18 protein-coding genes are annotated in these 20,763 nt (G+C 55.6%); 5 read left to right on the plus strand and 13 right to left on the minus strand.

Annotated elements, in window-relative coordinates; genetic code table 11:
* Window positions 1-115 precede the first annotated feature (115 nt).
* A complete protein-coding gene (locus tag ACR0NN_RS06260) occupies window positions 116-1,090 on the minus strand; it encodes a LysR family transcriptional regulator (protein WP_480684131.1) in 975 nt (324 codons plus the stop codon).
* A 181-nt stretch (window positions 1,091-1,271) separates the two neighbouring features.
* Here ACR0NN_RS06260 and ACR0NN_RS06265 point away from each other — a divergent pair, with 181 nt between their 5' ends.
* From ACR0NN_RS06265 to ACR0NN_RS06275, 3 genes are all read left to right on the plus strand, one after another.
* Window positions 1,272-2,267, plus strand: coding sequence for an ABC transporter substrate-binding protein (locus ACR0NN_RS06265; RefSeq protein WP_170723294.1), 996 nt, complete (start codon window positions 1,272-1,274; stop codon window positions 2,265-2,267).
* 73 nt (window positions 2,268-2,340) lie between these two features.
* Window positions 2,341-3,147, plus strand: a complete 807-nt coding sequence (locus ACR0NN_RS06270) for an ABC transporter ATP-binding protein (RefSeq protein WP_170685594.1) — start codon at window positions 2,341-2,343, stop codon at window positions 3,145-3,147.
* Window positions 3,144-4,409: an ABC transporter permease subunit gene (locus ACR0NN_RS06275; RefSeq protein ID WP_170723295.1), complete on the plus strand. Its 1,266-nt coding sequence runs from the start codon at window positions 3,144-3,146 to the stop codon at window positions 4,407-4,409. Before ACR0NN_RS06270 ends, ACR0NN_RS06275 begins: the two co-directional genes overlap by 4 nt.
* A 149-nt stretch (window positions 4,410-4,558) precedes the next feature.
* Here ACR0NN_RS06275 and ACR0NN_RS06280 read toward each other — a convergent pair whose 3' ends face one another.
* The 12 genes from ACR0NN_RS06280 to ACR0NN_RS06335 all read right to left on the minus strand — a co-directional run bounded on the left by ACR0NN_RS06280 (window position 4,559) and on the right by ACR0NN_RS06335 (window position 18,739).
* The gene (locus tag ACR0NN_RS06280; protein ID WP_170723296.1) at window positions 4,559-5,485 is read right to left on the minus strand and encodes a carbohydrate kinase family protein; all 927 of its coding nucleotides are present in this window, start codon (window positions 5,483-5,485) and stop codon (window positions 4,559-4,561) included.
* Window positions 5,486-5,524: 39 nt separating this feature from the next.
* Entirely contained in the window at window positions 5,525-7,381 is a 1,857-nt protein-coding gene (locus ACR0NN_RS06285) for a family 1 glycosylhydrolase (RefSeq protein WP_170723297.1), read from the minus strand.
* Window positions 7,382-7,454: 73 nt separating this feature from the next.
* Window positions 7,455-9,362 carry a beta-galactosidase gene (locus ACR0NN_RS06290; protein ID WP_170723298.1) on the minus strand — a complete coding sequence of 636 codons (1,908 nt, stop codon included), beginning with the start codon at window positions 9,360-9,362 and terminating at the stop codon, window positions 7,455-7,457.
* Entirely contained in the window at window positions 9,359-10,219 is an 861-nt protein-coding gene (locus tag ACR0NN_RS06295; RefSeq protein WP_170723299.1) for an SMP-30/gluconolactonase/LRE family protein, read from the minus strand. The genes ACR0NN_RS06290 and ACR0NN_RS06295 overlap by 4 nt, the downstream gene beginning before the upstream one ends.
* Complete coding sequence (locus ACR0NN_RS06300; RefSeq protein WP_170723300.1) at window positions 10,216-10,821, minus strand: 2-dehydro-3-deoxy-6-phosphogalactonate aldolase; 606 nt, start codon at window positions 10,819-10,821, stop codon at window positions 10,216-10,218. Before ACR0NN_RS06300 ends, ACR0NN_RS06295 begins: the two co-directional genes overlap by 4 nt.
* Entirely contained in the window at window positions 10,818-11,711 is an 894-nt protein-coding gene (locus ACR0NN_RS06305; protein WP_170723301.1) for a 2-dehydro-3-deoxygalactonokinase, read from the minus strand. Before ACR0NN_RS06305 ends, ACR0NN_RS06300 begins: the two co-directional genes overlap by 4 nt.
* A 4-nt stretch (window positions 11,712-11,715) precedes the next feature.
* Window positions 11,716-12,483, minus strand: coding sequence for an SDR family oxidoreductase (locus tag ACR0NN_RS06310; protein WP_170723302.1), 768 nt, complete (start codon window positions 12,481-12,483; stop codon window positions 11,716-11,718).
* Window positions 12,483-14,192, minus strand: a complete 1,710-nt coding sequence (locus tag ACR0NN_RS06315) for an IlvD/Edd family dehydratase (RefSeq protein WP_170723303.1) — start codon at window positions 14,190-14,192, stop codon at window positions 12,483-12,485. Before ACR0NN_RS06315 ends, ACR0NN_RS06310 begins: the two co-directional genes overlap by 1 nt.
* 57 nt (window positions 14,193-14,249) lie before the next feature.
* Window positions 14,250-15,590: an alpha-glucosidase/alpha-galactosidase gene (gene melA, locus ACR0NN_RS06320; protein ID WP_170723304.1), complete on the minus strand. Its 1,341-nt coding sequence runs from the start codon at window positions 15,588-15,590 to the stop codon at window positions 14,250-14,252.
* A gap of 22 nt (window positions 15,591-15,612) precedes the next feature.
* Window positions 15,613-16,461 carry a carbohydrate ABC transporter permease gene (locus ACR0NN_RS06325; protein ID WP_170723305.1) on the minus strand — a complete coding sequence of 283 codons (849 nt, stop codon included), beginning with the start codon at window positions 16,459-16,461 and terminating at the stop codon, window positions 15,613-15,615.
* Window position 16,462: 1 nt separating this feature from the next.
* Window positions 16,463-17,389 carry a carbohydrate ABC transporter permease gene (locus ACR0NN_RS06330; RefSeq protein ID WP_170685606.1) on the minus strand — a complete coding sequence of 309 codons (927 nt, stop codon included), beginning with the start codon at window positions 17,387-17,389 and terminating at the stop codon, window positions 16,463-16,465.
* Window positions 17,390-17,479: 90 nt separating this feature from the next.
* Window positions 17,480-18,739, minus strand: coding sequence for an ABC transporter substrate-binding protein (locus ACR0NN_RS06335; protein WP_170723306.1), 1,260 nt, complete (start codon window positions 18,737-18,739; stop codon window positions 17,480-17,482).
* 140 nt (window positions 18,740-18,879) lie between these two features.
* Between ACR0NN_RS06335 and ACR0NN_RS06340 the strand changes: the two genes are divergently transcribed.
* Together ACR0NN_RS06340 and ACR0NN_RS06345 are read left to right on the plus strand one after the other, a co-directional pair.
* Complete coding sequence (locus ACR0NN_RS06340) at window positions 18,880-19,674, plus strand: IclR family transcriptional regulator (protein WP_170723307.1); 795 nt, start codon at window positions 18,880-18,882, stop codon at window positions 19,672-19,674.
* Entirely contained in the window at window positions 19,671-20,729 is a 1,059-nt protein-coding gene (locus ACR0NN_RS06345; RefSeq protein WP_170723308.1) for a sn-glycerol-3-phosphate ABC transporter ATP-binding protein UgpC, read from the plus strand. The genes ACR0NN_RS06340 and ACR0NN_RS06345 overlap by 4 nt, the downstream gene beginning before the upstream one ends.
* Window positions 20,730-20,763 lie beyond the last annotated feature (34 nt).

The raw sequence follows: 20,763 nt of genomic DNA on the forward strand, positions 1-20,763 counted from the left end.
TGCGGCAAAGTTAAGTCTAATCACAGCAATCATTGCCTATCGGTCAAGCACCCTGAGATCGGTTTCGAAAAAGCCGGAAAATAACTTCGAATTTGCCCACTAGCGATTCACCCTTTCATTCCGCAGGTGCGGTTATCGTTCGGAAGTCTTCGCTAAGCCACGGAAACCGCGATATCATTGGTTCGGTCACATGCTGGCAGATCAGATCCTGCAGCGTGGTATGAATCAACCGGGTGGTCGATGACGGATACACATTGGTTGTGAACAACGAGACGGTTCGCGCAAAGCTTTTGCCCGGAAAAGGCAATGCGCGCGCATTTTCGTGGAAACGCCGCGCGCGGTAATAGCTTGCGGCAGTGGTGATCGTCCAACCGCTGCCGCCTGCAACAAGACCGATAATGGATTGATTGCATTCAAGTTCGAACCGGTTGGGCAAATTGATCTTGCTGCGCGTGAGTTGAATCTCAATGAGCTTGCCGATTATGTGATCTCGCGAGTATCGCAAAAGCGGCAGGGGGCTATTCGGGTTCAACAGATCTTCGACCGGGCCGTTATACGAGGGCGGCAGAATAACAATGAAAGGATCGCGAAGCAGCGGAAACTCAACCAATCCTTCAACATTTCCTGAGGGTCGCGTGGCAACGCCAGCATCCAGCTTTTGAGACTGCAGCTTATCGAGAATCTCGTGGCTGGGGCGTGTGAAGTGGCGAAAACTGCACCGTGGCAAGCTGGCTGAAAGGTGTCGAAACAGGTCAGGGGCGACACGGCTATCGAAATCGTCGATGAGGCCAAGGCGAAGATCCGTTGCGTGTTGCCAACTGCCAGACCTCAGTTCGGCCTCGCCGCGTTTGAGAGACATCAGACCTTCGTGCACATGGCGCGAGAACACAGTGCCCGCTGGGGTCAAACCCATTGGCCTGCGTCCGTGGTCCACCAGATCCACATCCAATGCCTTTTCGAGGCTGCGTAAGTGGTTGGAAACAGTACTGATTGACAGTCCGGTCTCGGCTGAAACTTTCTGGATTGATCCCAATTTGGAAATCAGCTGGAATACTTCGAGCCATCTGAGACTAAGCGATTTGTTTGACACTGGATTCTCCCCACATGCCACGCATACCATAAGCTAAAAGCGAAACAAAGTTTCGGTTTTTGCGTAACTAGTATTTTGATTTACTAATTTGGCTCGCAATGATTATGGTTTTTTCACTGTTCCAGTGCTCGAACCACAGTAAAGTCGGATGCACGGAACCAGCAGGGAGAAAATAGTAAAAATGATCAAAAAATATCTGCTCACCACGGCTTTCGCCGGGACCGCAGCCATTACCGCCACTCAAGCCGCTGCGCTTGATGAACTTACGGTTGCTTATTTCCTCGAATGGCCGATGCCGTTCCAATATGCAAAAGCAAATGGCACCTACGAAGAAGAGCTTGGGGTCAAGATCAACTGGGTGTCCTTCGACACCGGAACTGCAATGTCTGCAGCAATGGCTTCGGGTGACGTTCAGATCGCAGTCAGTCAGGGTGTGCCGCCTTTCGTTGTGACAACTTCGGCGGGTCAGGACATTCAGATTGTCGATGTGGCCGTCAGCTACTCAGACAATGACAACTGCGTCGTTGCTGAAGCTCTTGAAATCGATAAGACCAATGCTGGCGAACTGAACGGCAAGAAGGTCGGTGTTCCGATCGGTACTGCCGCGCATTATGGTTTCCTGTCGCAAATGGGCCATTTCGGTGTCGATGTAGGCTCGATGGAAATCGTTGACATGGCTCCGGCTGATGGTGCAGCGGCGTTCGCCCAGGGCAACCTCGATATGGTCTGCGGATGGGGTGGTGCGCTGCGTCGCATGACTGAGCATGGCAACATCCTTCTGACCGGTGCCGAAAAAGAAGAGATCGGTATCCTGGTATTCGACGTGACAAGTGCACCGGCCAGCTTCATTGAAGAAGAGCCCGAGCTTCTGTCCAAGTTCCTGAAGGTGACTGCGGATGCAAACGCCAAATGGAACGCAGGCGACGCCAAAGATGAGATGCTGCCGGTAATTGCGAAAGATGCTGGTATGGATCCCGCAGATGCTGAGGCCACAATTGCCACGTTCACCTTCCCATCGGTTGATGATCAGCTGTCTGACAAATGGTTGGGCGGTGGCGCACAAGAGTTCATGAAAGGCGTCGCAAACGTGTTCGTGTCGGCAGGCAGCATCGAATCCGCTCTGGATTCATACGATGGCGCCGTCAACGCCGCTCCGCTGACAGCTGCAAGCAACTAATACAATCGAACATTTCATGAGATCGGCCCCAGAGCGGGCCGGTCGTCAGCTATGAAAGCAGGAAGGAGGCAGGATGCCTGAACTGGACATCGTAGATTTGTCCATGCGCTTTGACTTGCCCAACGGCTCCTCAGTACAGGCCCTTCAGGATGTATCGCTGAGCCTCAAAGAAGGCGAGTTGATGTCCGTGCTCGGCCCATCGGGCTGTGGTAAAACAACGTTGCTGAACATCGTTGCGGGATTTCTGGCGCCGACATCTGGTAAGATTGAACTGAACGGCCATTTGGTCAAAGGCCCCGATGCTGAACGCGGAATGGTGTTCCAGAAAGGCGCTTTGTTTGAATGGATGAATGTGCGCGAAAATGTTGAGTTCGGCCCGCGCATGAAAGGCATGCCAAAGGCGGAACGAGATCAAATCTCGGACCATCTGCTTGAGGTTGTTGGACTTCAGGATTTCAAAGACAAGGCAGTGTATGAGCTGTCCGGCGGGATGCAACAGCGTGTCGCCTTGGCGCGGTGTCTGGCCAATGAGCCGGACGTTATCCTAATGGATGAGCCCTTGGGTGCGCTGGACGCTCTGACCCGTGAGAAGATGCAGGGCCTTGTCCTGAAGCTTTGGAAAGAAACGGGCAAGACGATCATCCTGATCACCCACTCGGTGGAAGAGGCATTGTTGCTGGGCGAACGACTGATCGTCATGGCTCCCAGACCAGGGCGCATTCACCGCGAATACAATCTGCCATTTGCCGAGCGAGGCGTGAATGCAGACCTGCGCGATGTGAAGAAATCCGAAGGTTTCGCTGAGAAGCGAGATGAGATTCTCTCGATGATCTGGGAGATGGAAGAAGAGATTATGGGTCGGACGGAGCAGGCATCATGATTGTACTCCTCTTTTATATCGGCCTGTTCGGTGGTGCGTTTTTCATCGTCTACGCATTGCGGCGTGGCCTTCAATCGCGTCAGGATTTCACCAGCCTGAAAACTGTGACCTTTGGTGACGAAAGTGCCGTACGCGCAGACAGGGCAGCATCGATCATCTCGGTCCTTGTGATCTTTGTGATCTGGGCGGCGTTCACCGGTTCCAAGCTGTTTCCGATCCACGTTCCGGGGCCGTTTGTCGGTGATACACAATTCACCTACACGCTGGAAAATGCGGACGGAAGCACGGATGAGGCAACAATCTATGTTCGCGTTCCTGCCTTTGGTGACGAAGCAGAGAAGTTCGAGGTTGATCCCGGTAGCGGGTTTGCCAAGGACGACGCCGTCGCTGCGGCCGCGGGCCGTTCATCGACGATCTTGTTTGACAAGAATGATGACGCCAAGCGCAACGAAGGCGCCAAGATTGTCGCGATTAACGGTACACCCATCGGTGAAGGCCAAAAGGTCGACACAGGTGACGGCACTGTAACGTTGACCGGAAAAGGTGCGATCAGTTTCACCCCGAAACAGGGTCTGCAGATGAACCCCATCTGGCTTCCTGCACCAGAAACCGTTGTCGCTCGATTCTTCGAGATCGCCAGCGAGGGTTACCAGAACTTCTCACTCTGGGAGCATTTGGGCTGGTCGCTGCTGCGCGTTATTGCCGGGTTCATCGCTGGTGCGCTTGTGGGCATCCCGTTGGGCTATGCGATGGGCTTGTCTGGCTGGTTCCGTGGCTGGTTTGATCCGATCGTCGAATTCATGCGCCCGGTCCCACCATTGGCGCTGATCCCACTGGTGATCATTTGGTTCGGCATCTGGGAAACTGGCAAGATCGTTCTGCTGTTCCTTGCGGCGCTTTGGATCATGACCATTGCAGCACGGGCTGGTGTATCAGGTGTGAATATCTCAAAAATCCATGCGGCTTACTCGCTGGGGGCGTCGAAATGGCAGATCATGCGCCATGTGATCGTACCCAACTCGCTGCCTGAAATTTTCACCGGCGCGCGTGTGGCCATGGGAGTTTGCTGGGGCACGGTTGTTGCGGCAGAACTTGTTGCGGCACAAAAAGGGGCCGGGATGATGATCATCGCTGCGTCCAAGTTCCAGCTGACCGATATCGTCATCATGGGGATCGTTCTGATCGGCGTGATCGGCTATGGCATCGATATTCTGATGCGTAAGGCCGAGAACTGGCTTGTCCCATGGAAGGGCCGGAGCTGATAGGTTTCTAAAACACGGCGAAAACAAATTTGGCCCCCGAGCAATCTCGGGGGCCTTTTTGACTGCATAGCGAATAGCTGGTGCTTTACCTGTCGGCTGTTCAAATTTGAACGCAGCATCAAAGCGTCAATGCTAAGCGTACGTAGCGTTCAAAGTTCCTCGGCCCAAGGTGGGTTCGCCCCGGCGCGTGATACGGTAACGGCCGCAACTTTAGCGCCGAACGTTAAAGCGTCGCGCAGACTGTTCTCTGACAAGCTGCGCAGGTTGGGTTTGCTGAGATGACCAGCTTGGCTGAGCGCCGCCAATACACCTGCATTGAACGTATCCCCTGCACCAACGGTGTCCACGACGTCAACCTTTTGAACGGGGACAGACACCTCGGACCCATCTGACAGATAACCCGTCGCGCCGTCGCCCCCTTTGGTTACGATCACAACCGCCGGGCCGGCTTGAAGCAGCAAAGGGATTTTCTCGGCATGGCTTTCAGGCCCCGGGATGATCCAATCCAGATCTTCATCTGAAACTTTGACAATATCAGTCTGCGCAATCATGTGGTTGAGGCGCGTGCGATAACGGGTCTGGTCTTTGATAAACCCGGGACGAATATTTGGATCCAGCATCACGGCGCGATCAGACCCATGGCGCTCAAGCAGGGACGCATATGCATCGGCGCAGGGTTCGCAAGCCAGACTGATCCCACCAAAATATAAGGCCGAAACACCCGGCAGTTGATCCGGCATATCCTCGGGCCGAAGCATTCGTCCTGCCGTATTCTCGTCCACAAAACTGTAGGTGGCATGACCGTCCTGCAGCTGAACAAAGGCAAGCGTAGTCGGACGATCCGAGCGGATTACATGCGAGGTTGCAACATGGCTGATTTGCAATGCGGCGATCAGCTGCTCGCCAAACATATCCGTCGAGAGCCCGGACAATAGCCCGGGTTGTGCCCCCAAACGCCCCAATGCGATTGCGGTGTTGAAGATCGCACCACCGGAATGCGGCACAAACCCATTTGCACCAGAAACCGTAGGCTCGGCGATCATGTCGATCAGAGCTTCTCCACAGCACAGGATCATCGTGTTATCCCCCGATTGTTCAGAAAACGCGCGATGCAGCTACCGTGCGAGCGCATTCTTGCAGAAATTGTTAGCGCCAACAATACCGAATTCATCTTGCTCTGACACATACAAATTCATCGATTGGCGCAGCTCATCAAACCGACCGCCAGCGTTGAAGGCACGCAGAAAATCCTGACCAAACAACCAGCGGTTCTTTTCGGCGACGCCACCAACCAGAAATACACCGCCTGTCGGCATCAGCGCGACGGCGAGATCTCCCATGACGGCACCAAGGTGCTCGGTGAACATTCGGGCTGCTTTAACGGCGCAGGGATCCGAGCCGTCTTGTGCATCTTGCAGAATATCTTTTGCCGGACGCTTGGCGACATCGTTCAGACCTTCGGCCATCCCAATCGCTTGATAGAGAACCGGCAGGCCCGTACCGCTTAGGAACATCTCAGCTTCGATAACGAGGGTGTCGTCGAAAAAACACTCGGGCACAATCCGGCGAGCGGCTCTAAAAACCTCAACCTCATCCAGATGGCGCGGCGACAATCCAACATGTCCACCTTCCCCCGAAACGGTATGAAAGTGACCTTCAGAAAAGAGCAGGGCACCCACACCAAGCCCTGTGCCCGGGCCGACAACCAGCCGTGTCCCAAGCGGTGGCGTTGCAACGCCCTGCAGAACCTCAATATCTTTGTCAGTGATTTCAGCGACCGACCAAGCAGCGGCGGTAAAGTCGTTGATAACATAGGTGTGGTGTGCGCCCGTAGCTTTGGCCAGAGCATCCTCGGACAGATCAAGATTGGCATTCGTCAGGCGAATGGTGCCATTCTGTACCGGACCTGCACCCGCAGCGACAACCGCGCGCGGTTGGGTGCCGATCTCGTCACACAGATCATGCAAAGCATCTTGCAGATCGCTGACTGTGCCGGTGGGATGTTTGCGCAGATCGGTCAGTTCACCTTCGGTCACGACACCCAGTCTCGTGTTGGTGCCACCGATATCGGCGACAAGGTTCCAATGTGCGTGCAGCCCTTCTTTGGGCCGAACCCAAGGTGCAGGCTGATCACCACGACTTAGAACCGGGCGCAGCGCCTCGATTGAGTTGGTTTGCTCGGAATGAACAAAAACGCCTTGAATCAAGCCGTCTTGGGCAAGGGCGGCGTGCACGGTTTCCAGGCCATGGGTTACGCCCCGTTCAGTATCTGAGTTCACAGTTGCAAAAACTGGAATTGACTGCGCGTGTTTACGCACTGTGCGCAGCACCGAGCCGAATTCAATGTCTTCCGCATTGGTTATGCTCAGCCAATCGACAGGCTCTGCAATGATTGCAAAGTCATCCGTCCAGTTATCAGGAAGGTTTTCTCCCAGCCGATCCAGAAGTTGCTTAGGGTATTGCTTGCTGAAAACTGCTTCCAAGAGATCTGATTCAAGCTCGGCACCAAGATTGCTCATTCCATAGCTCCGCATCTCTTGTCGAGCAGAGCCTTGAGCAAGAAGCTGATGATGAAGACTACGCGCTTCGGTGCGTGAATCTCTGTTGCTGTCGAAGGCCAGTTTAGAGGTCGAAATCCCGAATATGCGATCACCCATCCGCGCAACGATTGCCTCGGCAAAACGCGCGAAATGATCCGCCACCTTTCGATTACGCCAACCCCCGATATCGACCAATTCGGCGGGAAGCACCGCTTGATCCAGTACGACACAGGGACGCATGTTCTGCTCCAGAATCTGGTCAATCTGATGCTCATAACGATCCAGCGCAGCCAAATCAGGCGTGCGCCCATCTGGCAGAATGTCAGCCCAACGGATCGAAATGCGGTACATGTCCAACCCCAAGGCCATTTCGGCAGGGGCGACCGCCCCAAAAAGGAAGCCATCGGGAAAGTCTGAACGGGTGTATTTCATTGTCGCAACCTGTAGGAGCCATGACCTGCGCCATGCCCTCTATCAGGTTATGTTAGCGGTATCTAGATTAACGTTAATATGAGTCACGCTTCCTAAAGAGAACGTCACAACCATCAATCTGCAGGTCGTTCCATGAAACGGAATGCGCCTTGTAGTTGATCAAGACTTCGTGCGACTGCGTCTCGCGTCGTCTCAGCCCGGCAGGCATCGGATACAGTTTCATACCGATTTCATGTGCAGCCAATGCAACGACACGATCCCAAAGCTGTTCATCCGGGAACCCCGCCAGATACCAAAGCCCGGAGTCCCCCTGCAGAGCTGGTGTGCCATCGGTGAACGACAACAGTGTTTTGGCTTCGCCCGATAAGCGTTCAACCCAGTGTTTTGCACTGCCACCGCCATCGACTACGCGTGCCACATTAGGTGGCAGCGTTTCGATCAGATCCACATGTGCATCAAGACCGACAAGGCCAGGACGTCCAGTGCTAGGAATTTCAAAGTCCTCAGTGATTGCACCACTGCGCGGCCCCAGAATTGCCAGATCGCAACCTTCTAACAAGCGCCGTTCAAGATCGCCCAACACAGCCACACCCGGTGCAAGGATAAGGTTATAGCGTTCGTTGCCGACCTCTTCAGGGGGAACAATATCCACCGATAGCCCAGCACGGCGCAGAGCGCGGTAGGCCGAGAACACCAGCCTGAAATAGTCAAATCCAGCGCCCTGAGGCTGCGTGGCCCACGCCCAGTCCGATGCATAGTCGAACATAATGGCCGCTTGGGCGCGTGCGGGTTTAACCTCGCCCAATGCCGCCAGATCATCAGCGGCCTGGCGCGCCTCGGCCAATCCGGGTGCATCGTGCCCATGCGGGGTTAACAGACCCGCATGCATCTGTTCCTGTCCGAATGGTGCTTGCCGCCAGCGGAAATAGCTGACCACTTCGGCTCCATGCGCCACCGCTTCAAGTGTCCATAACCGGACCATACCCGGCAGGGGGGCCGGGTTGTATGGAGCCCAATTCACCGGGCCGGGCTGTTGTTCCATCACCCACCAGCGCCCCCGACCGACAGCGCGGTAGAGGTCATGGTGAAATGCCTGCATGTCAGGATCACCCTGTTGCAAGAACTCGGTCTTATGCGCCTCATCCGCTTCCAGACGATCCGAAAGGAACCCGATCGGATAGCTGTCCCACGTGGCGATATCCAGGTCTTTGCCGACATCGAAATGATCGAACTCCAACACGCGGCCCATGTAATTATGTAGCAGCGGCGCATCCGTTAGCGGGCGCAGTTCATCGACCTGAGCCTTGTTGAACGCCACAACTTGATCTGAACTGAAACGGCGAAACGCAAGAACATGCGCCGGGTTCGGCTCGGTCACTGTTTGGTTCGGCAGTTCGATCTGATCGAAGCTGTTATACTCCATCGACCAGAACACATTTCCCCAGGCGCTATTAAGCGCATCGATCGAACCGTATCGGTCTGATAACCAGCCGCGAAATGCTTTCAGGGCCGCGTTACTGTAGCTGATCGTCGTATCATGGCAGCCATATTCATTATCGATCTGCCAGGCAGCGATATGCGGATTGCTACCATACCGCTGACCCATGATCCGGGCGATCCGCTTGCATTCGTCGATGTATCCCGCGTGACTAAAGCAATAGTGCCTGCGAGAACCAAACTTGCGCGGATCGCCATTTGCGTCCACGGCAAGCATATCGGGATACTTGTCCAGCATCCAGCGCGTCGGTGTGGTCGTGGGGGTTCCCAGAACAATTTTCAGGCCCGCACCGCCCAACGTCTCGATCGCGCGATCCAACCAATCAAACTGCAGATCACCTAGAGAGGGTTCCATCCGGCTCCATGCGAATTCCCCGATCCTGACCCAGGACAGACCGGTTTCGATCATGCGCGCCGCATCTTTGGCCCAGTTTTCCTCGGGCCAATGTTCGGGGTAATAGCAGACCCCAAGTTCTGGTTTCATAGTATTACTCTGTGCTCCGCCTGACCTTGCCCGATATTGTGCGCAGCAAAAGTCATACCATTTGAAGGCGTGTTTGTAAGCGTGTCTGCATCAAGCCCCTGCCGGGCGGTGGTGCAGAAAAGCGTGGTCAGATCGTCCCCGCCGAAGCTTGGGCAGGAGGTGTGCAAGGCGTCAAATTCAACGGCCCTTAGGAATTGGCCGCTTGGTGAATAAGCCGCGACGCGGCTCGCACCCCACTGTGCAATCCAGATATTTCCGCTGCTGTCCACAACTGCCCCATCCGGGTTCAAGCCATCACTTTGTAGATCAAGGAATAAGGCGGCTTCACCGATAGGCCAGCCAGTTGCATCGTCCAGCTCCCAGCGCATGACCTGTTTGGTGACGGTATCGCTGTAATAGGCGCAGGATCGATCCTGAGCAAAGCAGATCGCGTTTGAGATGGTTACATCTCGGACCAATGGCCGAAGCTCACCTTGCCAATATCGATAAATTGACCCGGCACCTGTTTCTGCGTTTTTCCCCATGGTGCCAATCCAGAACCCGCCCCAAGGATCGGCGCGGCCGTCATTGGATCGGGTCACGGGATTGTCGGCCTCAAGCGGCACAATCAAATCCATGGAGTGGCTTTCCAGCCCAAACCGCCAAAGTCCGGTTTCAGATGCGATCAGCAAAGTGTCGCGATCGACCCAACCGGCGGCTGAGACATGTTCGTCAAACGCCCATTCTCTTGCCTTGCTGCTTTCTTGGGACATCAGCCGCTTGCTAAGGATGTCAAACCAGAACAGCTGATTGCGCTCGGGATGCCACAACGGTCCCTCACCCAACTCGCAAGGGCGATCATCATAAATGTGGCTCATTTCACCGCCTTATCATAGGCGGCCACGATTTGCTGGGCATGGTTCGATACTGCGTCGACCGACATACCCGGTTTATACAGCGCGGACCCTATGCCAAAGCCATCAGCGCTGGCTTTGATCCACTGATCAAAATTCTCAGGACCCGCACCGCCGACAGCATAAATCTGGCTGCCAGTCGGCAGAATTGGACGCATCGCAGCTAATCCGACGGGTCCGGCCATCGATCCCGGGAACAGTTTCAACCCCGTTGCCCCTGCCTGCAGGGCGGTGAAAGCTTCGGTCGGGGTGAAAACGCCCGGCCAGCTTTGCAGCCCAAGTGCGACCGAGCGTTCGATCACCGAAACATCGCAATTTGGCGACACGATCAGTTTGCCCCCGACCTCAGCGACCGCCTCAACCTGCTCCGTGGTTAGCACGGTGCCGGCTCCGACCAGCGCGCAATCTCCGATCTCGGAGGCGAGTATACGGATACTCTCCAACGGATCGGGCGAGTTGAGCGGTACTTCAATTCTGTCAATGCCCGCTTGCAGCAGGGCGCGCCCGACCGGGGATGCTTCGGCGGGTGTCAAGCCACGCAAGATGGCGATGATAGGACGGCTCATGCGGTTTGCCTCGTCAGTGTTCGGGCCTGCGCCAGCCCTGCAAGGGTTGTGGCAGTAGCGTCGGCGGTTTCGACCAGCGCGCCTTGCTGTTGCAACGCCGCCGCATAGGCCTTGGTCAACCCTTCCGAGCCTATTATTGCCAGTTGTTGACCCAACCAATAGGGCCGTGATGCAGCTAGTTCAGCGCCAATCAGAATTCCCGACAGGCGTGCACTTGCGATGCTCTTGTCTTGACCGTGCAGCAGGTCCGCAGCACGAAGGCCAAACAACCGTGCAGCAAGTTGCTCGGGTTTTGACAGCGCGTCAGCCACAGCATCGGAAAATGCATCGTCATCCCAACCTTCATCAATCGAATGCCGCAGGACGGATTGCCCGCGCAGCAGATCAAACATCTCGCCGGTCATAAAAGTGCGGAAACTGACGACCTCGCCTGCGCTGATCTGCACCCACTTGGTATGGGTGCCGGGTAGACAGATGACGCCGTCCCAATTTTGATGGGTACTGAGAAACCCGGCGATCTGTGTTTCTTCCCCACGCATAACATCGGGGGGTGAGTTTTGTTTCAACCCGGGCACCACGAAGGCCCTTATGCGCGGATCGGTGTTGGGCACGCGGAACGGGACAACCGGGATCGGCTTGGAAGGAACCGCAGAATACGGCGCCTCGACCCAACCCTGTCGTGCGCCGACCATGCCACAGGCGATCACGTCCACCGGATGTCCGGGCAGCCAATCTTCGACCAGAGCCAGCAGGGCTGCCTGAAAATCCCCACCTGCAGTGCGCGACATGCCATCCTGAGAAGAAGCGTGAGCGACTGCGCGGTCTCCTTGCATGGCCCAGGCGCGCAGATGCGATGTTCCCCAATCGACGGCGATCCAATCGACATTCATAGCATCACCCCGTTCCTACGACGCCGCCGTCGACCACCATGCATTGCCCGGTCATCGCACGGCTTGCGTTTGAGGCAAGGAACAGGGTCGGCGCGATCATGTCTTCGGGCGTCAAATGCTCTTTCAGACACTGGCGATCCATATGCGCCGCCAGGTCTTCTGGTGTGGCCCACATGTCCAGCTGCTTCTGGGTCAGGACCCATCCCGGAGCCAGCGCGTTGACGCGGATGTTCTGCGGCCCAAGCTCGCGCGCCAACGACCTTGTCATGCCGGTGATCGCGGCGTTTGAACTTGTGTAGATCGGATAACCCGCATTTCCCATCATGTAGCTAATCGAACTGAAATTGATGATTGAACCGCCGTGGTCTTTCATCTGGCGGGCTGCTTCCTGACAAGCGAAGTAATAAGCTTTGAGGTTCACCTCGATCATCCAGTCCCAGAAATCAGTCGTGGTTTCTTCCAGCGAATGGCGCTTGTCATTGGCCGCATTGTTGACCAGCACTTTGATCGGACCATGCGCTTCGGCCGCTTTAGCCATGGTGGCTTGCAACAGCTCGGTATCCGTCATATCCCCCTGAAGGAACAAAGGTGCGCGCCCATGCTTGTCTCGCATCTCATCGACGAAAGCTCCTGCATCGGAACGACCGATAAAGGCAACTTTTGCGCCTTGGCCCATAAACCCGTCGGTCAGTGCGGCACCAACGCCAGATCCGCCGCCAGTAATGTAGATGGAAGCGCCGTTCAGGTCGGGAAAGATAGCAGGATGATCCATCAGTGGCTCTCTCTGGTCACAAGGCGGGTATCTTTGCCGACCAGGAAATCAAGATCAGCGCCCTGATCGGCCTGCAATACGTGGTCGATATAAAGTTTTGCATACCCGCGTGTGTAATGTGGATCGTCCGGTTGCCACAGGGCGCGGCGGGCGTCCAGTTCCTTTTCATCAACCAGCAGTTCCAGCTCGCCCTTGCTGGCGGACACGCGGATACGGTCACCGGTTTTGACCAGGGCCAGCGTGCCACCTGCCTGCGCCTCGGGGCTGACATGCAAGATGACGGTTCCGAAGGCTGTGCCTGACATGCGCGCATCTGAGATACGGATCATGTCGCGTACGCCTTCTTTGACCAGCTTCGCCGGGATTGGCATGTTCCCAACTTCGGGCATACCTGGATAGCCTTTGGGACCACAGCCCTTGAGAACCAGAATAGTCTCAGATGTCACCGGCAGGTCGTCGCGATCGATGTTGGCTTTCAGGTCTTCGATGCTTTCAAAGACATACGCTTCTGCCTCGGTTTCCAGCAGCGAATCCGTGGCTGCCGAAGGCTTCACGATGGCCCCGTTGGGCGCGAGATTGCCGCGCAGAACCCGCAGGCCTGCGGCTGGTTTGATGGGATCATCGAAGGGGCGGATGACGTCTGCGTTGAAACACTCAGCCCCCTCGTAATGGGCCGAAATATCCTTGTTCAAAACTGTTTTCGCCGGTCGCAGGAAAGGCTTTAGTTCGTTCAGAACCACAGGCACTCCGCCCGCGTAACAGAAATCCTCCATCAGATATTTGCCCGAAGGCATACAGTTGACCAGCAGAGGTATTTCTGACCCGATTTCAAAATCTTTCAACGTCAGTTCGATGCCCACGCGACCTGCAAGCGCCAACAGGTGGACCACTGCATTTGTCGAACCTCCGACGGCTGCATTGGCAAGGATGGCGTTTTCAAAGGCTTCCTTGGTCAGAATGTCCGAGGGCTTGAGGTCTTCGTCCACCATCTCGACAATGCGCTTGCCCGTCAGATGTGCCAGCGCCATGCGGCGGGCATCAACGGCGGGAAGGGCCGCATTGGTGGGCAGGGACATGCCCATCGCCTCCACCAGCGAGGCCATGGTGCTGGCCGTGCCCATGGTCATACAAACGCCTGCACTGCGCGACATGCCGGATTCGGCGTTCATGAAGTCCTGCAGGGTCATTTCCCCGGCACGGACAGCCTCAGAAAATTTCCAGACGTCAGTGCCCGACCCGATATCCTGACCGCGATACTTGCCGTTGAGCATGGGGCCAGAGCTGACCACGATAGACGGCAAATCGACCGAGGCCGCTCCCATCAATTGACCCGGTGTAGTCTTGTCGCAGCCGCCCAAAAGGACAACACCATCAATGCCATAGGCGCGGATGGATTCTTCGACATCCATCGCCAGCAGGTTACGAAACAGCATCGCAGTGGGCTTCATCTGCGTCTCGCCGAGCGACATCACCGGGAATTCCACAGGGAAGCCGCCAGCCTCCCACACGCCGCGTTTGACGCCCTCGGCGAGATCGCGCAGGCCCGAGTTGCAGGGGGTCAGTTCTGACCAGGTGTTGCAGATGCCGATGATGGGGCGCCCGTCGAAAGCATGGTCTGGAAAGCCCTGGTTTTTCATCCAGGACCGGTGAATGAACCCGTCCTTGTCGAGTTTTCCGTACCAATGCTGTGAACGGCGTTTTTTGGTCATTTTTGGCTCTGTCTGTCTGGCTGACGTTGGAATTGAGTATTTTTGAAAAGATGAAGATCAGGCGGCGCGGGCCGGCCGGCACCAATCGGGCAGCCAGTCGCCATGGGCGGAAAGAAGATCGGTAACGAGGCTGCGAATTTGGCGCAGATCCAATTCGGCCGCAGTATGGGGATCCATCATTGCGGCGTGATAGATGTATTCGGGGTTCTCTTCGGTCAGCGCACGAACCGTTAGCTCTTGTACGTTGATCTGGGTCCGCATCAGCGCGATCAGTTGTGGCGGGATATCCGTGACCACGGAAGGTTGGACACCATTCGAGTCAACCAGACAAGGCGTTTCGACCACGGCACCCAATGGCAGTTGGGGAATCTGACCCGTATTCGGCAGGTTGCCATAAGCCGCGTATGGGGTGTCTGTTACGACTGCGTTCATCAAGTCAGCAGCAAATTCGTGGCTTCGATTGACCTCGATGTCGCGACCATCAGTCAGAGTTTTGGCCTGCTCTTTCCAATTGGCCACCTGCTCGACACAGCGGGTCGGATATTCATCCAGCGGAATGCTGAACTGTTCGATCAGGTCATTGCGACCGTCTTTGATGAACCAAGGTACGTATTCTGCAAAATGCTCGGAACTTTCGGTGCAGAAGTATCCCAAATGGTCCATTACCTCATAGCGCACTTTGTTCGGACAGCGCGGCATGAGCAGCGGAGGCTTGGGCAAGTGCCCGGCACGATGGCCCTGGCGCAGAGCGGGATAAAGATCGCGCCCCTCGTGTTCGAGTTTAAGGAAGAATGCGACGTGGTTGATGCCTGCGACTTTGTAGCGAATATCTGCCTTGGGCAGATCCAGATCATGCGCCAGTTCCTCAACGGTATTCTGGACGGAATGGCACAGACCCACATGTTTCAGCGCTGGGAAGCGCTCGGCCAGTGCCCAAGTGTTGATCGCCATCGGATTTACGTATTGCAACAGCGTGGCATCAGGGCAGAGTTGCATCATGTCCTGCGCGACGCCCCATAGGACGGGCACGGTGCGCAAACCGCGCATGATGCCACCCACGCCCAGCGTATCAGCGATAGTTTGGCGCAGGCCGTACTGCTTTGGGATTTCGAAATCGGTCACCGTGCAGGGTTCATACCCGCCAACCTGAAAGGCCGTGATCACGAAATCAGTGCCATCCAGCGCGGAACGGCGATCCGTGTGGGTCGAGACCGTCGCACCAGCGCCGACTGAGCGGATCATAGCCTTGGCCACGGCCTCACTTTCGGCCAAGCGTACCGGATCGATATCCATCAATGCAAAGTGGCTATCAGCCAGTGCAGGGGTGAGCAGGGCATCGCCCACGATATTCTGCATGAAGATCGTGGAACCCGCACCTACAAAGGTGATCTTTGTCATGAGGTAAACCTCTGGTTTGACGTTATTTTACGGCACCGAGGGTCAGGCCCGCGATGAAGTGTTTCTGCATCAGAAAAAACATGGCCACAGGCGGCAGGGCTGCCACGATAGAACCGGCACTCATCAATTGATAGGCGGCGCGGAATTGCGCGTTAAAGCTGGTTATCCCTGCCGTGACAGGTTGGCTTTCGGCCCCTTGGGTCAGCACAACGGCCCAGAAATAGTCGTTCCAGATGAAGGTGAAGATCAGCACGCTGAGTGCGGCAATCGCAGGCTTCATCAAGGGCAGAACGACATACCAGAAGATCCGCCATTCGCTTATGCCTTCGACCCGTGCGGCCTCGATCAACTCGAAAGGCAGGGCGCGGATAAAGTTTCGCATAAAGAGCGTGCAGAAGCCGGTCTGGAACGCAATATGGAACAGCACAAGACCGGTTTTAGTGTTATAGAGGCCCAACTCGAGCGTCAGGTCACGCACAGGTACCATCAGGATCTGGAAGGGCACGAAGTTGCCTGCCACAAACATGAAGAAGATCCAGAGGTTCGATTTGAATTTGTAGATCCCCAACGCAAACCCGGTCATACAGCTAAGCGCCACGGCACCGATCACAGTTGGGACGGTGATCAGGAACGAGTTCAGCAGGTACCGCGGCATATCCGAGTTAAAGAAAACTTGCCCGTAGTTGAACGCGCCTTCAAAGCTGGACGGCATGCCCCAGTAGTTTGCGTTGGTGAAATCCGCCGCTGGTTTGACCGAGAACAATGCGACCGCCAGCAAGGGTCCAAGCCAAAGCAGCAGGGCCACCGGTAACATTGCCTGATAGGTGAACTGGGCCGCGCGGGGTTGTTTTTCGATGGGTTTGGGAAACATCTCAGTGCCCTCTTTCTTCGCGGTACATCGACCACAGGAAGTAGGCGATGAAGCAGAGCATGATCAGGAACAGGATCACAGCGATAGCGGCGCCATATCCCATGCGGAAACCATATTCGGACAGGGCGACCTCGAACATGTAATAGGCCAGCACGCGGGACGACCCGAAAGGCCCGCCCTGGGTCATGATCGAGATCAGGTCAAAGCTGCGCAACGCGCCGATAATGGTAACGACGAAGGCGATGAAGGTCGCAGGGCGCAGTTGCGGCAAGATAATGTGCCAAAGCATTCTGCCACCTTTGGCACCATCCAGCCGTCCGGCCTCGATCTGTTCAGGGTCCACGGCGTTCAGGCCAGTGAGATAGAGAATCATGCAATAGGCGGTCTGCGGCCAAAGGCCCGCGAAGATGATGCCATATGTGACGAAGCGTTCATCACCCAGCACATTTAGTGGGCCCATTCCAAACAGGCCTAGGAATTCGTTCAGAAGGCCAAAGGTCGGATCATAAAACCACGTGAAAACCAGGCCCACAACGACCTGAGAAATCACAAAGGGGAAGAAAAACAGCGATTTATAGAGGCGGATGCCCCAGACAGTCTGGTTCAGGAATAATGCGATAAACAAGCCAGCAGGGATCGCGGCCAGATATAGGATCAACCAGATCAGGTTGTTTTTCAGTGAGATATAGAATGCGTCCCGATCGACCCATTCCCAATAAAGGTCTTCGTAGTTGCGAAAGCCCACATATTCTGCCGCGCCCAAGCCGTCCCATTCATAAAGAGACAGATTGAAGGACTGAAAAACTGGGATGATCACATAGACCATGAAAAACAAAAGACCCGGGGCCAGAAACAACCACGGCGCGATACGTTGTTGGTTCCTGTGGAACCAGCTTTCTTGTTCTTGGACATCGGCGATTGTGGTCATATCGGTTTCCCGGGTGAAGGTGTGGCGGACTAAATACCGCCCTAAATTATACGGTGAAGTAGGCCGGGTTTTCGCCCGGCCCGTTCATGATCAGTTGTCGTAGATACGCTCGCGCGCACGTTCCAGCTTGGCGAGAATCTTGTCCGCGTTGTCCGGCTTGACCATAAACTCCTGGAAGCCTTCCATAGACGCTTTGGCCATTTCTGCCGGAGCGTCACGGTCCCAGAACTGGGCAACACCACCTGGGCTGTTGGACGATAGCATCGCAAAGCCCTGCTGCAGGAACTTATCGTCATCCACAGAAGATTGTGCGTTTACTGGAAGTTGACCGAGGTTCGCACCGTTGTTGATCTCGGTCTGCTCGTCTGCGGAAACCACGAAGCGCAAGAACTCACGCGCGGCTTCTTTGTTCGAGGCGTTGGCCGGGATATGGAACGTATCGGTTGGTGCATCTTCCGCCAGTTCAACATCGGGATTGATGGCAACAAACTGATAGAAGTCCAACTGGTCATCTGTCAGGCCTGCCTCGCGCAGCGGAGCCACGGCGAAGTTGCCCATCAGATAGGCGGCGGCTTCACCATTGACCATGAAGGGCAGTGCTTCTTGCCAGCTATAGGTCTGGTGGTTGTCGATGAAGGCACCCATGTCGATCAGTTGCTTCCAGTTGGCAAAGGTCTGCTTGACCCGATCGTCTTCCCAGCTGATCTCACCATTGGCGAGTTGGTTGTGGAAGTCGTAGCCGTTGGTGCGCATGTTCAGATAGTCAAACCAACCACCAGCGGTCCAAAGGAACTTGGTCCCGATAGTATAGCAGGCGCGTCCCGAATCGACGATCTTCTGACAGTTGGCCAGTTCCTCTTCCCAAGTGGTCGGCTCGGTCAGGCCCAGTTCATCAAAGATGTCTTTGCGATAATAAACACCCCACTGATAATAGGTGTAGGGTACCCCCCACTGCTTGCCATCAATGGTCATCGCACCTTTGGTGGATGCCAGATTGTCGGCGATCTCAGGCTCTGCCCACAGGTCCGATACGTCTTCGAACAGGCCCGCTTCGACATATGGTTTCATCCGGTTGGCCGCGTACCAGGTTGCCACATCCGGTGTGTCCGCTGTGAGGAAGTTGCGAATCTGGGTCTTATAGGCCTCGCGGTCGATCACGGTGGTTTCGATTTCCAAGCCGGGATGCTCGGCCGCGAATCGATCGATCATTGCTTCCATCGTCGCGCGCGGCGCCGGGTTGGATGTATCGAGAAAGATTCGCAACTCGCCTGTCAGCTCGGCTGCAACGGGCGCAGCAAGTGCCACACTGGCAGCCAGAGCCGCCGCTGTGCGCTTGAACATGGAATGCATGGTTTCCTCCCTTAAGCTTCCATATTGGTTCCAAATATTGAAACCTTGTTTTATATATTGAAAACTACACATCGACTCGGCTAGTCTTGTCAAGACCCTCGTGTCCAAGGCCGGGGGAAAGTGGAGGAGAATGGGCACCCGTGGCAGGTGACGGAACAATAGGCAAAGCATGTGATGTGCTGGAGCAGGTCGCTGCGTTTGAGCGTCCTGTGAGATTTGGTGAGTTGCTGGAATGCAGCGAGTTCCCCAAAGCGACGCTGTACCGGTTTCTTCAATCGCTGACTAATCAAGGGATGTTGTATTACGAACCGGAACGTCAGACCTATTCTCCGGGGATGCGGCTGGTAAGGCTGGCGCATTCGGCGTGGACCCAAAGCTCGCTGGCGCCCATTGCACGACCCTTCTTGGACGCGCTCAGCGCCGAGACCGGGGAAACAGTGCATTTGGCGCAGCTTGATTCCGGGCAGGTGCTTTACGTGGATAAACGCAATGCTCAACGTCCGGTCGAGATGTTTTCAGAGGCCGGTAAGGTCGGTCCGGCCTATTGTACCGGCGTTGGCAAAGCGATGATGGCGTATCTGGACGAGGCACAGCTGGAAAAGATTGTCTCGCAACAAAGTTTCCATCGGTTCACCGACAAAACCTTGGCGTCAGAAAAGGCATTGCGGGCTGACCTCGCGCTGATCCGAAGCCGGGGTTACGCCGTTGATGATGAAGAGCATGAGCCCGGCATCATCTGCATCGCGTGTCCGATTTTGACCACCGGGGGGCGCATGCTGGGCGCGCTTTCGGTGACGGGGTCCACCGGGCGAATGAATTTCGAGCAGTTGCAATCTTGGGTGCCGCGCGTTCGGCGCGTCGCTGAACAGATTGGTACAGAAGCACAGGCATGGCGGTTCCCTGAGGGCCAACAGAATAGGATGCAAGCAACATGACAGGTGTAACCCTGAAAGGCGCGATCAAGCGGTATGGTCAGACTCAGGTCATCCACGGCATTGATCTGCAGATTGAAGATGGCGAGTTCTGTGTGTTCGTTGGCCCGTCGGGCTGCGGCAAGTCTACGCTATTGCGGATGATCGCGGGTCTTGAGGAAACTTCGGATGGTGAAATCCATATCGGTGCACGCGAAGTCACGCATGTGGATCCGGCCAAGCGTGGAGTGGCGATGGTGTTTCAGACCTACGCGCTCTATCCCCATATGACGGTGGCCGAGAATATGGGTTTTGGTCTGCGGATGAACGGTGTTGCCAAGGCCGAGATTGATCAGAAGGTTCAGGAAGCGTCGAACATACTGAAACTCGACCAGTATCTGAAACGCAAACCCAAAGCGTTGTCCGGTGGCCAGCGTCAGCGGGTGGCGATCGGGCGTGCTATCGTGCGTGGCCCCGAAGTGTTCCTGTTTGACGAGCCCCTTTCGAACCTTGACGCGGAATTGCGTGTTGAAATGCGGGTCGAGATTGCGCGACTTCATCAAGAAATTGGCGCAACGATGATCTATGTTACGCATGATCAGGTTGAGGCAATGACCATGGCCGACAAGATCGTTGTCTTGCGCGATGGCAGGATCGAGCAGGTAGGCGCCCCCATGGACCTGTATCGCGACCCCGACAATAAGTTCGTGGCAGGCTTTATTGGTTCGCCGGCGATGAACTTTTTAGAGTGCGATGTCGTTGACGGTATGGTTCGGCACCCTGCGCTGACCGACTCGATCCCTGTCACTGAAAGTGTTCCGAACAGAGCGACAAAGGTGACGCTCGGGATTCGACCCGAGCATATTCAAGTGGATCGAAGCGGTGATGCCTGTACGGTCGATCTGACAGAAGCGCTTGGCGGTGTATCCTATTCGTATCTGCTGACGCCAAATGGCGATAAGCTGATTGTGGAAGAGCGAGAAGACCAACGCAGCACAACCGGTGAACGTATCGGCCTCTCGATCCGTCCCGAACGGGCGATGCTGTTTGATCCTGAATCGGGTCAGCGTCTACGTTAGTTCTTGCCTGAGGCGATCAATTTTGGATGACTGC

Source organism: Ruegeria sp. BA2 (assembly GCF_056539605.1).

Coding starts and splice junctions, on each gene's coding strand:
- ACR0NN_RS06265 (WP_170723294.1), top strand. CDS start 1,272: ATGATCAAAAAATATCTGCTCACCACGGCTTTCGCCGGGACCGCAGCC.
- ACR0NN_RS06270 (WP_170685594.1), top strand. CDS start 2,341: ATGCCTGAACTGGACATCGTAGATTTGTCCATGCGCTTTGACTTGCCC.
- ACR0NN_RS06275 (WP_170723295.1), top strand. CDS start 3,144: ATGATTGTACTCCTCTTTTATATCGGCCTGTTCGGTGGTGCGTTTTTC.
- ACR0NN_RS06280 (WP_170723296.1), bottom strand. CDS start 5,485: ATGATCCTGTGCTGTGGAGAAGCTCTGATCGACATGATCGCCGAGCCT.
- ACR0NN_RS06285 (WP_170723297.1), bottom strand. CDS start 7,381: ATGAAATACACCCGTTCAGACTTTCCCGATGGCTTCCTTTTTGGGGCG.
- ACR0NN_RS06290 (WP_170723298.1), bottom strand. CDS start 9,362: ATGAAACCAGAACTTGGGGTCTGCTATTACCCCGAACATTGGCCCGAG.
- ACR0NN_RS06295 (WP_170723299.1), bottom strand. CDS start 10,219: ATGAGCCACATTTATGATGATCGCCCTTGCGAGTTGGGTGAGGGACCG.
- ACR0NN_RS06300 (WP_170723300.1), bottom strand. CDS start 10,821: ATGAGCCGTCCTATCATCGCCATCTTGCGTGGCTTGACACCCGCCGAA.
- ACR0NN_RS06305 (WP_170723301.1), bottom strand. CDS start 11,711: ATGAATGTCGATTGGATCGCCGTCGATTGGGGAACATCGCATCTGCGC.
- ACR0NN_RS06310 (WP_170723302.1), bottom strand. CDS start 12,483: ATGGATCATCCTGCTATCTTTCCCGACCTGAACGGCGCTTCCATCTAC.
- ACR0NN_RS06315 (WP_170723303.1), bottom strand. CDS start 14,192: ATGACCAAAAAACGCCGTTCACAGCATTGGTACGGAAAACTCGACAAG.
- melA (WP_170723304.1), bottom strand. CDS start 15,590: ATGACAAAGATCACCTTTGTAGGTGCGGGTTCCACGATCTTCATGCAG.
- ACR0NN_RS06325 (WP_170723305.1), bottom strand. CDS start 16,461: ATGTTTCCCAAACCCATCGAAAAACAACCCCGCGCGGCCCAGTTCACC.
- ACR0NN_RS06330 (WP_170685606.1), bottom strand. CDS start 17,389: ATGACCACAATCGCCGATGTCCAAGAACAAGAAAGCTGGTTCCACAGG.
- ACR0NN_RS06335 (WP_170723306.1), bottom strand. CDS start 18,739: ATGCATTCCATGTTCAAGCGCACAGCGGCGGCTCTGGCTGCCAGTGTG.
- ACR0NN_RS06345 (WP_170723308.1), top strand. CDS start 19,671: ATGACAGGTGTAACCCTGAAAGGCGCGATCAAGCGGTATGGTCAGACT.